The 13,372-nt window shown below is 72.1% G+C and carries 9 protein-coding genes; 1 reads left to right on the forward strand and 8 read right to left on the reverse strand.

All coding sequences use genetic code 11. The features are described 5' to 3' along the window. Nucleotide 1 precedes the first annotated feature (1 nt). A complete protein-coding gene (locus tag ACTRO_RS21280; protein ID WP_034265585.1) occupies nt 2-2,074 on the reverse strand; it encodes a DNA gyrase/topoisomerase IV subunit B in 2,073 nt (690 codons plus the stop codon). Between the two features lie 324 nt (nt 2,075-2,398). On the opposite strand from ACTRO_RS21280, the gene ACTRO_RS21285 reads away from it, so the two are divergent. Further along, on the forward strand, nt 2,399-2,605 hold the full coding sequence (locus ACTRO_RS21285; protein ID WP_034265588.1) for a DUF7455 domain-containing protein: 207 nt from the start codon (nt 2,399-2,401) through the stop codon (nt 2,603-2,605). A gap of 280 nt (nt 2,606-2,885) precedes the next feature. Here the strand turns inward: ACTRO_RS21285 and ACTRO_RS21290 are convergent, their stop codons facing one another. The 7 genes from ACTRO_RS21290 to ACTRO_RS21320 all read right to left on the reverse strand — a co-directional run bounded on the left by ACTRO_RS21290 (nt 2,886) and on the right by ACTRO_RS21320 (nt 13,372). Beyond that, on the reverse strand, nt 2,886-4,529 hold the full coding sequence (locus ACTRO_RS21290; protein WP_342673732.1) for an RNA polymerase sigma factor: 1,644 nt from the start codon (nt 4,527-4,529) through the stop codon (nt 2,886-2,888). A 387-nt stretch (nt 4,530-4,916) separates the two neighbouring features. Then, the gene (locus ACTRO_RS21295; protein WP_051451156.1) at nt 4,917-6,608 is read right to left on the reverse strand and encodes a SpoIIE family protein phosphatase; all 1,692 of its coding nucleotides are present in this window, start codon (nt 6,606-6,608) and stop codon (nt 4,917-4,919) included. A 291-nt stretch (nt 6,609-6,899) separates the two neighbouring features. Then, nucleotides 6,900-7,754 (reverse strand): FadR/GntR family transcriptional regulator, encoded by an 855-nt coding sequence (locus tag ACTRO_RS21300; RefSeq protein ID WP_051451157.1) that lies wholly within the window; start codon nt 7,752-7,754, stop codon nt 6,900-6,902. Between the two features lie 272 nt (nt 7,755-8,026). Beyond that, nucleotides 8,027-8,791, reverse strand: coding sequence for a hypothetical protein (locus tag ACTRO_RS21305; RefSeq protein ID WP_034265592.1), 765 nt, complete (start codon nt 8,789-8,791; stop codon nt 8,027-8,029). Beyond that, nucleotides 8,788-10,476 carry an ATP-binding cassette domain-containing protein gene (locus tag ACTRO_RS43650; protein ID WP_169739933.1) on the reverse strand — a complete coding sequence of 563 codons (1,689 nt, stop codon included), beginning with the start codon at nt 10,474-10,476 and terminating at the stop codon, nt 8,788-8,790. The genes ACTRO_RS21305 and ACTRO_RS43650 overlap by 4 nt, the downstream gene beginning before the upstream one ends. A 203-nt stretch (nt 10,477-10,679) precedes the next feature. Then, the gene (locus tag ACTRO_RS21315; protein WP_084316439.1) at nt 10,680-11,465 is read right to left on the reverse strand and encodes an NUDIX hydrolase; all 786 of its coding nucleotides are present in this window, start codon (nt 11,463-11,465) and stop codon (nt 10,680-10,682) included. 257 nt (nt 11,466-11,722) lie between these two features. Next, nucleotides 11,723-13,372, reverse strand: coding sequence for a DUF4192 domain-containing protein (locus ACTRO_RS21320; protein ID WP_034265595.1), 1,650 nt, complete (start codon nt 13,370-13,372; stop codon nt 11,723-11,725).

Here is a 13,372-nt window from a genome sequence, read left to right on the forward strand (position 1 = left end):
ATCAGGCGTCGATGGTGGAACGGTCGAGCATCCCCGCCGAGTTGATGATGTAGTCGCGGCGCGGGGCCACGTCCGAGCCCATCAGCAGGTCGAAGATCCGGTCGGCGGCCTCGGCGTCGGACAGGGTGATGCGGCGCAGCATCCGGTGGCGCGGGTCCATCGTGGTCTCCGCGAGCTGGTCCGCGTCCATCTCGCCGAGGCCCTTGTACCGCTGCACCGGGTCCTTGATCCGCTTGCCCCGCTTGGCCAGATCGGTCGTGACCGTCTTCATCTCCTGGTCGGTGTAGGTGTAGATGTACTCGTTCTTCGCCCGGCCCTGCCCGATCACCTCGATCCGGTGCAGCGGCGGCACGGCCGCGAACACCCGGCCCGCCTCGACCATCGGCCGCATGTAGCGGAAGAAGAGCGTGAGCAGCAGGGTACGGATGTGCGAGCCGTCCACGTCCGCGTCCGCCATCATGATCACCCGGCCGTAGCGCGCGGCGTCGAGGTCGAACGAGCGCCCGGTGCCCGCGCCGAGCACCTGGATTATGGCGGCGCACTCGGCGTTCTTGAGCATGTCCGCGACCGAGGACTTCTGCACGTTCAGAATCTTGCCGCGGATCGGCAGCAGCGCCTGGAACTCCGAGTCCCGGGCCAGCTTCGCGGTGCCCAGCGCCGAGTCGCCCTCGACGATGAACAGCTCGGAGCGCTCGACGTCGTCCGAGCGGCAGTCCGCCAGCTTCGCCGGCAGCGCCGAGGTCTCCAGCGCGTTCTTCCGGCGCTGGGTCTCCTTGTGCTGCCGGGCCGCGATCCGGGTCTTGGCGGCCGCGACGATCTTCTCCAGCACCGTGCGGGCCTGCGGCTTGCGGTTCTTGTCGGTGGCCGTCAGGAACGCCTTGAGCTGGTCGGACACCACGTTCGCGACGATCCGGGCGGCCGCCGGGGTGCCGAGCACCTCCTTGGTCTGGCCCTCGAACTGCGGCTCGGACAGCCGGACCGTGATCACCGTGGTCAGGCCCTCGAGGATGTCGTCCTTGGTGACCGGGTCGTCGTTGACGCGCAACAGCTTGGCCGCGCGCAGCTGCTCGTTGACCGTCTTGACCAGGGCCCGCTCGAAGCCGGTGACGTGGGTGCCGCCCTTGGGCGTGATGATGATGTTCACGAAGGACTTGAGCACGGTGTCGTACTCGGTGCCCCAGCGCAGCGCCACGTCCACCTCGAGCCGGCGCTCCACGTCCGTGGGCACCATGTGCCCGGACTCGTCGAGCACCGGCACCGTCTCGGTGAAGGTGCCGTCGCCGGTCAGCCGCAGGGTGTCGGTGACCGGCCGGTCCGGCGCCAGGAAGTCGCAGAACTCGGAGATGCCGCCGGCGTAGTGGAAGGACTCGACGGTCGGCTCCTCGCCGCGCTCGTCGTGCACCTCGATGGTCAGCCCCGGCACCAGGAAGGCGGTCTGCCGGGCCCGGCTGTAGAGCTCCTCCAGCGAGATCTTGGCTTCCTTCAGGAAGATCTGCCGGTCCGCCCAGTAGCGGACGCGGGTGCCGGTGACCTCGGCCTTCTTCGCCGAGCGGCGGGACTTGTCCATGCCGGAGCGCCCGGTGAACGCCGCCTCCGGCCCCTCCCCCTCGAACACCCCGGGCACGCCGCGGCGGAAGGAGATGGAGTAGGTCGAGCCGTCCCGGTCCACCTCGACGTCGAGACGCTGGGAGAGCGCGTTGACCACGGAGGCGCCCACGCCGTGCAGACCGCCGGAGGCCGCGTAGGAGCCGCCGCCGAACTTGCCGCCCGCGTGCAGCTTGGTCATGACGACCTCGACGCCGGCCAGGCCGGTCTTGGGCTCCACGTCCACCGGGATGCCGCGGGCGTGGTCGTGCACGGCCACCGAGCCGTCCGCGTGCAGGTAGACCTCGATCTGATCGCCGAAGCCGGCCAGCGCCTCGTCCACCGCGTTGTCGATGATCTCCCACACGCAGTGCATCAGGCCGCGGCTGTCGGTCGAGCCGATGTACATACCGGGCCGCTTGCGCACCGCCTCCAGCCCCTCCAGCACCAGCAGGTGCGCTGCGGTGTACTCGGGACTAGTGGCTGCCACGTCTTCCTCCCTCTGCGGACGCCCTCGTCGGCGTTTTCTGCGCTGCCCAGCGTAGCGGCTGCCCCGGACAACGCCCGCACCCGTCTCATCGCGCCGGACGGCGCACAGATGCCGACAAGACCGTCGGAAAAACCCTTTCCGGACAGTACCCTGAGCGACCGTTCGGCTCCCTAAGGTAGCGGTCACGCGTGCAGGGGGCCATAGCCCGTACGCCCTGAGCGAACGAGGCGGGAAATCGCCCCCGAGGCGGGGCACACGGCTTCACGGGATGGTTTGATGTTGATCCGGGTAGCAATACCGCCGACGCAGCAAGAAGGAGCTGACGTGACCGCTGTCCTCACTCCCACGGCCCCCCTGACCGCCCTCGATCGTTGCGACCGTTGTGGCGCTCAGGCATACCTCCGCGTCACCCTTGCCTCCGGCGGAGAGCTCCTGTTCTGCGCCCACCACGGCAAGAAGTACGAGGAGAGCCTCCGTTCCATCGCGGCGGACATCCACGACGAGACCGACAAGCTCACCGACGCCCGGTAGGCTTCCAGCTCGCCAGAATGTGACGCTACCTTTCTGGGCAAAGGCTGTGCCTCTCTAGGCAGCACCACCCCCGCGACCCGCCCGGGTCGCGGGGGTTTTGTGCTTCGTGCCGTGCGCACCGGGCACGCCGCGTGCGGCTGGGCCCGGCCCGGCCCCGCTCGGCTCGGCCCCGCTCGGCTCCCGGAGGCCGGCAACGGCGCGGACGCGGCGAAGCCCGCGTGCAGCCCCTCGGAAGGGGTTCACGCGGGCTTCAGCGGCGTCCACGCCGCATCGGTCCCGATCAGTCGAGGTAGTCGCGCAGAACCTGCGAGCGGGACGGGTGGCGCAGCTTGGACATCGTCTTCGACTCGATCTGCCGGATCCGCTCACGCGTGACCCCGTAGACCTTGCCGATCTCGTCCAGCGTCTTGGGCTGCCCGTCGGTCAGGCCGAAGCGCATCGAGACCACGCCGGCCTCGCGCTCGGAGAGCGTGTCGAGCACCGAGTGCAGCTGCTCCTGCAGCAGCGTGAAGGAGACCGCGTCGGCCGGCACGACCGCCTCGGAGTCCTCGATCAGGTCGCCGAACTCGCTGTCGCCGTCCTCGCCGAGCGGGGTGTGCAGGGAGATCGGCTCGCGGCCGTACTTCTGCACCTCGATGACCTTCTCCGGGGTCATGTCGAGTTCCTTGGCCAGCTCCTCCGGCGTGGGCTCGCGGCCGAGGTCCTGGAGCATCTGCCGCTGCACGCGGGCGAGCTTGTTGATGACCTCGACCATGTGCACCGGGATGCGGATGGTGCGGGCCTGGTCGGCCATGGCGCGGGTGATCGCCTGCCGGATCCACCAGGTCGCGTACGTGGAGAACTTGTAGCCCTTGGTGTAGTCGAACTTCTCCACCGCGCGGATCAGACCGAGGTTGCCCTCCTGGATCAGGTCCAGGAACAGCATGCCGCGACCGGTGTAGCGCTTGGCCAGCGAGACCACGAGGCGCAGGTTCGCCTCGAGCAGGTGGTTCTTGGCGCGGCGGCCGTCCTCGGCGATGATCTCGAGCTCGTTGCGGAAGCGCGGGTCCATCTGGTCGCCGGAGTTGAGCTTCTCCTCGGCGAACAGGCCGGCCTCGATCCGCTTGGCGAGCTCGACCTCCTGCTCGGCGTTGAGCAGCGGGACCTTGCCGATCTGCTTGAGGTAGTCCTTGACCGGGTCCGCCGTGGCTCCGGCCGAGGCCACCTGCTGCGCCGGGGCGTCGTCCTCGTCGTCGTCGGAGAGAACGAAGCCCTCTTCGTTCTCCTCCTCGCTCTTCGCGCCGGCGGCCGGATCGGCCGACTCCTCGACCTCGGCCTCGGCTTCCGCCTCGTCCGCGGCCTCGAGCAGCTCGTCCGCGGCGAGCTCGAGGTCGATCTCCTCCTCGCCCTCGAGCGCCTCGTCCGGCTCGTCCTCGGCGGACTTCGAGCCCTGCTTCGCGGCGGTGCCCTTGGCGGCCGTCTTGGCCGCGGTCTTCTTGGCCGGCGCGGCCTTCTTGGCCGCACCGTCCTCGCCGGCCGGCTTGGCCGCGGCGGTCTTCTTGGCGGGCGCGGCCTTCTTGGCCGGCGCGGCCGGCTTGGCGGCGGACGACTCGCCCGCTCCCGCCTCCGGCTTGTCCGCCTTGCGCACGGAACTGGTCGCGGTGCGGCTGGGCGAGGTGGACGCGGCCACCTGCTTGCGTGCCTTGGTCCGACCGATCGGGGCGGCTGCGTCGCCGACCACGGCGACCACGACGCCCTTCTCGATCAGGGCCCGGACGACCTTCTTCAGGTCGCCCTCCGGCACCTTGGCGCCCTCGCAGGCGCGCCGCACGTCGTCGCTGGAAACGGCTTGGTCCTGGGATTTGGCCAGCAGGGACTGGACCGCGGCGGCCACGGGCGTGGCCGGGGTCTCGTCGACGGTCGCGGAGGAGGTGGGAGCCGACACTCACATACCCTTCGGAACGGTGCTCGAATATGATCTGCGCTGACGGTGCTCGCGGTGTAGCCGGTGCCGGGGCGCTGAACCGGCCCCACGTCGCGGGAACGGCAGACGGTACGCGTAAAAGCTTGTCCACGATGGACAGCGTCCATCGGGCGCCGCATATTCCCCCCGGACAGCCGGGCGGTCGCGTCCGCCTTCGTCGTGCCTGGTGTGAATCATCCACCGGCCGCGGCTTGTGGACGGCGCTTCGCCGCCGAGCCGCCGTTCACCGCTTCGCAAACGCAGGTCACGCACTCGAGGGGACAGTCTAGCAGCGCTCGCAGCGGTATTGCGCACGAGGGGCCCGATTCGCCGGATGCGCACCCCCGCCGAACCCCGGATCCGCCGTGTTCACGGGCCGATCCGCACTGCCAGGAGGGTGACGTCGTCGTCCTGCTCCTGTTCCCGCAGCATCTCGTCGACCAGGTGGTCGAGCAGGGCGTCGAGGTCCCCGACCGGGGCGCCGCGGGTCGCGCGCACCAGCCGCTCGAACCCGTCGGTGAGCGAGGCGTCCCTGGTCTCGACCAGCCCGTCGGAAAAGCCGATCACCACGTCCCCCGGATCGAGTGAGACGTCGAACTCCTGCCGGACCTCGCTCAGACCCAGCGGGGTCGCGGCCGCCTCGCTCTCCAGGAAATAGACCTCGCCCTGCGCCGTGCGCACCAGCAGCGGCAGATGCCCGGCGTCCGAGAGCAGCAGCCGGCGGGTGGACGGCTCGAGCACCGCGTAGACCACGGTGGTCAGGGATTCGGCGTTCTCGGTGGCGTCGAAGAGCCGGTCCAGCCCGGTCAGCACGGCCTGCGGGGACGGGTCGGTGAAGGCGAGCGCCCGCAAGGCCGCGCGCACCCGGCCCATGCCGGCCGCCGCGGTGATGCCCTTGCCGATGACGTCGCCCACCACCAGCCCGATCCGCCCGTCCGGAAAGCCGAACAGGTCGTACCAGTCGCCGCCCACCTCGGTGTCCAGGGACCCGGGGATATAGCGGAAGGCGGCGTCGATCCCGGGCAACTCCGGCAGCCGCTTGGGCAGGATCGCCTCCTGTAGCGAGACCACCTGCCGGTGTTCACGTTCGTGCATGCGCGCCCGCGCCACCGCCATCGTGCACTGCCCGGCCAGCGCCTGCAGATAGGCGCGGTCGTCCTCGTCGAAGCCGCGCGGGCTGTCGTAGACCAGGTACAGGCCGCCGACCGGACCGACCGCGGTGGACAGCGGCAGCACCGCCCACGCCGACTCCCCCGGCCCCGGCGCGGTGGTGGCCGGCCACTGCCCCGCCTCCGGGAAGCGCTCGCACAGGGACTCGCGGTCGGGCAGGTAGCAGGGCTGGCCTTCGCGCACCGCGGCGGCCAGCAGGGCGGGCCAGGTGAGCGTGCGCCACTCCCAGCGCTCCTCCTCGCCGCGTTCGCGGGGCCGCCGCCGCGGCGAGGGCAGCAGCTGCGACGCCGTCGGCCAGGGCGAGCGCCCGACCGGGTCGAGCAGTCGCAGATCCACGTGCGTGGACCCGGTGACCTGCCCGAGCTTGGCCACCGCCGCGCGCACCTCGCTGATGGTCAGCGCGCCGGCGAGCTCCCGGGCCACGGTCTGCAGCTTGCCGATGCGCCACTGCGTGGACCCGAGCAGGTCCGCGATGCGGTGCCGGTCGGTGACGTCGTTGACCACGGCCAGCGCCGCGACCACCGCGCCGGAGGCGTCGCGCACCGGCGTCCAGGTGGAGTCGAGATAGCGCACCGCGCCGCCCCAGTCGCCCGAGCCGAGCCGCTGCTCCGGCTCGCGGTAGGGCTTGCCGTCGCCGAACACCCGGGTGGCGGCCACCTCGACCTGTGCGCCGAGCTCGGCGCCGAGCACCTCGGCGGGCAGGCGCCCGATGTGCTCCGCGACCGGCAGGCCGTTGAGATCGGCCAGGGCCTGGCTGACCGTCAGATAGCGGTGGTCCGGGCCGTAGCAGGCGAACGCCACGGCGGTGTCGCGGCACAACGCGTCCAGGAGGGGCTGGACCAGTGCCGACGTCGCCTCCGCCGCCACCGGCCGCGCCGGATCGTGAGCCACGCGCGTCTCCCGCCGCCGTTCGAGCCCCTTACCGGATCGAGCTTAGCCGTCACCGTGGGCTTACGGGCCGTGATCGGCCGAATTTCCCCCCGCGCCCCCGCGAGATCGGCCGCCCGCGCCGGACGGCCCGTCAGATCCGGCGCCCCGCTTCGACGCCGCCACGCCTGCCGACGCCTCGCTTCGGCGCCACGCAGCCGACGCCGCCCGCTTCGGCCACAGGACCGAGGCGGGTGACGCACCGCCACCCGCTCCGATCCGATCGGCCCATTCCCTCGTGCCGGAAGGCTCCGCCTACTGCTCGCGCTGCGCCGGCAGCCGCGGCGTGCCGATGGCCCGCGGCTCGGCGCCCAGCAGCGCCCCCGAGAGCTCGGCCGCGCCCGGACCGTCACCGGCCAGGACGCGCTCGACCAGCTCCTCGTGCGCGCGGGCGTTGGCCGGCTGGGCCTCGCAGCCCGCGCGGACGCCGGTGATCTCGAGCGCGCCGTAGACCACGGCGGACAGGTGCTCGAGCATCCGGTTGTCGGTGGCCTGCAGCAGCAGCGCGTGGAACTCCGCGTCCACCCGCGCGTACCCGGGGGCGTCGCCCGCGGCGGCGGTCTCGGCCAGCATGTCGGCCAGCTCGCCCAGCCGTACCCGCACCGGCTCCGGCAGCGCGGCCCCGCGCTCGGCCACCAGGTGCGCCGCCAGCGGCTCGAAGGCCTGGCGCAGCTCGGCCAGCTCGCGGGCCTGGTCGCCGCGCAGGGGTCCCTGCGCCCGCCACTCGATCACGTCCGGGTCGAGTAGATTCCACTCCTGCACCGGCCGGATCCGGGTCCCTACGTTGGGCCGCGCCGAGACCAGCCCCTTGGCCTCCAGCACGCGCAGCGACTCGCGGACCACGGTGCGCGAGACCTCGAAGCGGTGGCCGATCTCCTCGGGCACCAGCGGCCGGTCCGAGCCGAGCTCGCCGGCCACGATCATCTGGCCGAGCTGTTGGACGAGCTGGCCGTGCAGGCCGCGTCCGCGCTGGGCGGCGGCGCGCGGGAAGACGAGGGCCGGGGCGGACACGTGGGAGCGCAGCTGCGCGGCGTCGACCGAATCCGCGGTGCGGCCGACGGGGACGGTCACGGTCATCACGCGGCCGGTGCTGTCAGTGGCGGTGTTCATGGTGATCTGGTCGGCTTTCCCGAAGGTCGGCTTGAGACGATTTCACCGGCTCCAACCATGATTGTCACGGAAAGCACTCCTCAGAGTGAAAAATCGCACCGCTACCGTGGCGTGTGGTGGCGCCGTCTGACCCGGAAGAGGGACAAGTCCCGCGGCTGGACGATGGACCGCGATCGGCCCTGATCCTTGACGCGGACCCGCGCCAGTCCACCCGTCGCCGGCGCATGGCCGATGGCGCGGGTCCGCCCTTCGGCGGCGCACGGCCGGCAGCGCTAGTCCACCCGGCGGCGGCGGACGGCGAGCAGCGCGGCACAGGTGAGGCCGAACAGCGCGAACTCCGGCAGGAGGATGACGGTCGGCAGGATGGGCAGCCCGCTGAGCAGCAGCAGCCGTGACGCCAGCGGCGCGTAAGGGCTCTGCGTGTGCGGAGAGACGGTGGCCAACATGGCGACCACCCCGCAAGCCGCGGCCACCGCACCCAGCCGCACTCGCAGCAGCGGCGCGGTCAGCACCCCGACCACGCCCGCGAGCATGGCGAAGAAGGCCTCGCTGACGGTCGGGAGGAGAAGGAAAAAGGAGGGGCTCACCGTCCCGGAGACCTCGGTGCTGTGCGCGAGCGCGAACCCGCCGAGCGCGGTGAAGAAGGCTGCGACCCGCGTCACGATCGCGAGCAGCAGCCCGAGCCCCGCCGCGACCACGATCTTGCCCAGCAGCCCGGCGCCCCGACGCGGAAGCCGGCTGTAGGTGCTGAGACCGAGCCCGAAGCGGTAGTCCTCGGTGACCAGCCCGGCCCCGAGCCAAGCGGCGGCGGCGACACCCGCGGCCGCGGGCACGATGGCCCCGAGCGAGCCGCCGGAGACCACCCAGTCCACCCGGGACTGCGGAGCTCCCCAAGTCACCGCCGCCCGCGCGGCCGGAAGCGTGACCAGCGCCGACCCGAACATGGCGAGCCCGGCGACCCCGATCGTGGAACGTCGCGTCGCGAGCCGGGTCACCTCGTACCCGATCGAGCGGCGGACGGCGCGAAGGATGATCACGGCGTCGACTCCGGAGCGGAGGTGGGGACGGACGCCGGTTCGGAGGCGAGTACCGGCGCGGGCACGGACGCGGCCACATGCGCAGCTGACACACTGTCCGACCACGTCATCGTGCTGCTCGATGTAGCGAGGCCGAGGCCCGAGACGGGCGGGGTGCCGCCGACTGGCGCCTCGTCAGCGCCGGACGTCACCGCCTCCGACTCGATCACCTTCACGTTCGAAGCGGCCCTCGGCGACCCTGTCGCCGTCGTCGCTGGTGCTGTGGCCGCTGCCGTTGCTGTGGCCGGTGTCGCCATCGCCGTTGCCATCGCTGCCGCCGAAGACGAGGTCGTAGTCAGGTACGCGTACGTTTCCGCATCCCCCAGCGAAGCGAGATCGCCCTCGATCGGCGCTCTCCCTGCCGCTGCCGCCACGCCCAGCACCGCTGTCTCCTCGCCGAACGGACTCGGGCAGTACGACAGTCCGCTGATCAGCTCTTCGCCGCGCGCCTCCGCACCCGACACGTCGCCTGGGCGCAAGATCTCGCCCTCACGGAGGTCATCGCTCACATCCAGCAGCCCCGAAGCCAACCCCGACGCCGCGGTCACATCGAGAAGGTCTTGCTCCTGCATCGCCGTCTGACTCGACTGGATCGACTGAGTCGTCTGACTTGCCTGGCTCGGCTGGCTCGTCGCCCGCCCAGGCTCCTCCTGGCCGAACGCGCCCTCGAACGGCATGCGAACCGTGGCCGGTGCCGCATCCGGCACGCGGACGGCGGGCGGCGTCTGCACCGGGACCACGGTCGGCGGTTTGCGGCAGGCTTCGAGCACGGCGACGACCGGGTCCTCGCCCGGCGTCCGCACGGCCAGCTCGTGCAGCGGGACGTCGTTGCGGAACGCGAGATCGCCGATTCTGGCCCGGTCCAAGCCACGCACCTCCAGACACGCGCCGTCGAGCTGAGTCGGCTCAGCCCCCGCGGCGACAAGGATCGCGGCCAGCCGCAGCGCCTGCGGCGTCCGCACGATGACGCAGTCTCCGGCCAGCTCGCGCGCGGCCTGCCGGGTCGTACGCTGGCCGACCAGCCGGCCGTTGTCCATCACCAGGATCCGGTCGGCGTAGCCGAGCAGCGCGTCAGTGCTCTGCCCCGTCACCAGCACACAGCGTCCCTGTGCCGCGTAGGCGCGCAGCAGCGCGGCGAGCCACGGCCTGCCCTCGGCCTCGAGTCCGCACTCGGGCTCGTCGAGCAGCAGCGCCTGCGGATCGCCGAGCAGCGCCTGGGCGATGCCGAGGCGCATGGTCATGCCCTCGGTCAGCTCGAAGATGCGGGTGCGTGCCTGGTCGGTGAGCCCGACCACGTCCAGGACGGCCTCGATCCGCTCGCGCCGGCCACCCGGAGCAGCCTCCGGGTCGGCCGACAGCGCCAGCCGCAGATGCCCGGCGACGGTGCGGCCCGGGTGCACGGCCAGCGGATCGAGCAGCACGCCGACCGAGCGCATCGGGTAGACGAGCGACCGGAACGGCCGACCGTCGTACAGCGTCCGACCGCCGCCGCGTTCGAGCTGCAGCATCCGCCGCAGCACCGACGTCTTCCCGGATCCGGGCAGCCCGAGCAGCCCGGTCACCTGCCCCGGGCGTACTTGGAAGCTGACCGCCTCCAGCGCCCGGCGTCGGCGCCGACGGGTCGTGAGCTCGATCGCCTCGATCACCCAGCCATCGTCGCCGCCCGTCATCACGCAAAGGGCGGCGGACACGCCCGCACGCGCGGCGATTCACCCCGTCGGGCGCGCCCGTCTCTGAGCAGGAGTGTGGCTCAGTCGACCTGCCGCGACGGCGTATCCGAGCGGATCCGAGCGGCCGACCCCATGCCCGATGCGCACCGAGCTCCCGCCCGGAACGTCCTTCGCCCTCGTCAGGTGCGCAGCGAGGAGGTCTCGGTGCTGGGCCGGAGCATCGGCGGGTTGAGCAGTGTCACGTCGCCGCGGGTGAACAGCTGCGCCGGCCTGCCGCCTTGGCGCGTCGTCGTTCCGCCCGCGGGACGCACGTATCCCGGAGTGCCGGTGACCTTGCGGTGGAAGTTGCGCGGGTCCAGCGTCACGCCCCACACCGCCTCGTAGACGCGGCGCAGCTCCCCGACCGTGAACTCCGGCGGGCAGAAGGCCGCGGCCAGCGGCGTGTACTCGAGCTTGGCGCGGGCCCGCTCGACCCCGTCCGAGAGAATGCGGGCGTGGTCGAACGCGAAGGGCGGGTGCCCCTCGCTCCGGCTCTCCGCCCCGACCGCGGGAAACAGGTCGGGCAGCACGTCGGCCAACGGCACCCAGTGCGCGTCCGCCGCGTCGCCGCCCGCCGTCGGCGCGGGCAGGTCCGGGGCCAGCGCGAGGTAGGCGACCGAGACGACGCGCATGCGCGGATCCCGGTCGACCGTGCCGTACGTGGCCAGCTGCTCGAGGTGCACCGGCAGATCCGCGAGCCCGGTCTCCTCGGCCAGCTCCCGCCGCGCCGCCTCGCCGAGCGACTCTCCCGGCCGCACGAAGCCGCCGGGCAGGGCCGTCAGACCCGAGTACGGCTCCTCGCCGCGCCGGATCAGCAGCGCGGACAGCCGGGACTCGCGCACGGTGAGAACCACCAGGTCCACCGTGACGGCGAACGCCGGGAACCGCGCCGGATCGTAGAGCTCGGACTCGGTCATGCCGGTCATCCTATATCGTCCTACTGACGATAACTAGGCCGGCCGGATCCGCGCCAAGCACCCGAGGTTCCAGGCGGCGGCTCCACACGGCAGCCCCACGGGGCAGCTCGATGAGAGCCGCCACGCCGAACCAGCGTGCCAACCGTCCCGGTTCTCCGCTTCCGCCACTGATTTCCACGTACCAGGCTTCGAGTTCGCCCTGCGGCTCGACTTCGCCCGTCGCTTTTCCCCTTTCGGATAGCCGGTCCCTGCTCTACATCACCCCCTCACCCCTTTCCGCCTTCTTCGTCCGACATCCCGGCGAGCCGCTGCGCCGTGCCGTGGGACGCGACCCGCACCAGCGCCGGGCCGACGCCGCGAGCCAGCCCCGTCTGGATCAGCACGGCCAGTGAGTAGTCGGGCACCGCGGCCAGCGCGCGCTCCAACGTCAGCGACGCCCAGGCTCCCCAGCCCAGCGCCCACGACGCCCATGCCGCCAGTGAGTAACCCGCGGCCGCCTGCTCCGCGGTGACCGCCCGGCGCGCCAGCTCCACGGAGAGCGCGACCGCCTGACCGGCCCGCTCGGTCGCGCACCAGGTCGCCAGATAGTCGCGCACGCGCACGTCGGTGATACCGAGCAGCAGCTTCGCCGCGACCTCGTCCGCCAACTGCCAGCCCGGGCCCTCCACCTCGCCGCCGAGCCGGTCGGCCAGCTGCCACAGCGCCCGCACCTCGGTCCAGTCGAGCGTCACGGGCTGGCTCGGGTCGATGGGTTCCGGCTCAGGCTGCTCGGAGCGCCCGTCGTGCGACAGCAGGACCCCGTTCAACGCCGGCCAGGCGGGGAAGCTGATGTCGCCTACGCGCGTGGGCGCGAGAACCGTGCCGCGGCTCGGCACCAGCACGGCGCCGGAACGGGGACTCGAGCCGGAACTGGAGCCGGAGCCGGCACTGGAGCCGGATTCGGAGCCGGACTCGGAGTCGCGGGGGTCCCGGTCGTGCACGGCCTCGCGCTGGCGGATCACCACGGCGCCGAACGGCTTGCGCCCCTCCACCTGCGTACGGTCGGACTCCCGGATGCACTCCGCCAGCTGAGTGCGCTCCGCCATTCGGGTAGCTTCACCCGTTTGGACGCAGTCGACGATCTGGACGCACTCCTCCGCCCGGAAGTGCACCGCCACCGGCTCTTGCTCTTCTCGCTCCCCTCCCTCCTCTCCCGCGGCTTCCGCCAGCCGCGCGCGCCTACGCTCCCGGGCACGCTCGTCGGCGAGGGCGACGCAGGCGGCGCGCGTTCGCTCGACCGTGTCGGTCGGATACGGCTGGAGGCTCGCCGCCAGGGCCGCCCGGCTCGGCAGGATGACCAGCCCCGAGTACGCGCTGAGCGCCGCCACCTCCGACGCGGCCGGGTCGATCGCGGTGCCCTCCATCGGGCAGCAGTCCGGCTTCTCGCACAGGAACGACCACCACCGCCCGCCCGCGATGAACAACGAGTCCAGCGGGCGCGGGCCGAGCTGGCGGAACTGGGCGCACAGCAGTGTGGACAGCCGCTGGTGCATCCCGGGAATGGCCGGCGCGCCGAAGCGCGGGTAGATCAGGATCAGCGACTCCACCGCCCCCTCGTCCATCATCCGCTCCGCCGCCCACCGGGCGAACCGCGACGGGTGGCGCTCGACCACGTCCAAGTCGACCCGCATGCCGTGGCACAGCGCCGCGCGTCCGCCGAGGCCGTGCGGGGTCAGACCGAGCAGGACCACGCTGTAGTCCGGCGCGAAGCCGAAGAAGTGCGGCACCGCGGCGGCGACCTCGCCGGGGCTGCTCAGCCGCACCGTCACCTGCCCGAGCTCGAGGCCCGGCGTCGCAGGCCCGGCCGCGATCTGGAACCCCTCGAACCGGTCCGCCACCACGTCCGGCAGCTCCTCGGCCAGCGTCCACTCGTTCAT

This window comes from Actinospica robiniae DSM 44927 (assembly GCF_000504285.1).
GTDB classification, from domain to species: Bacteria; Actinomycetota; Actinomycetes; order Streptomycetales; family Catenulisporaceae; genus Actinospica; species Actinospica robiniae.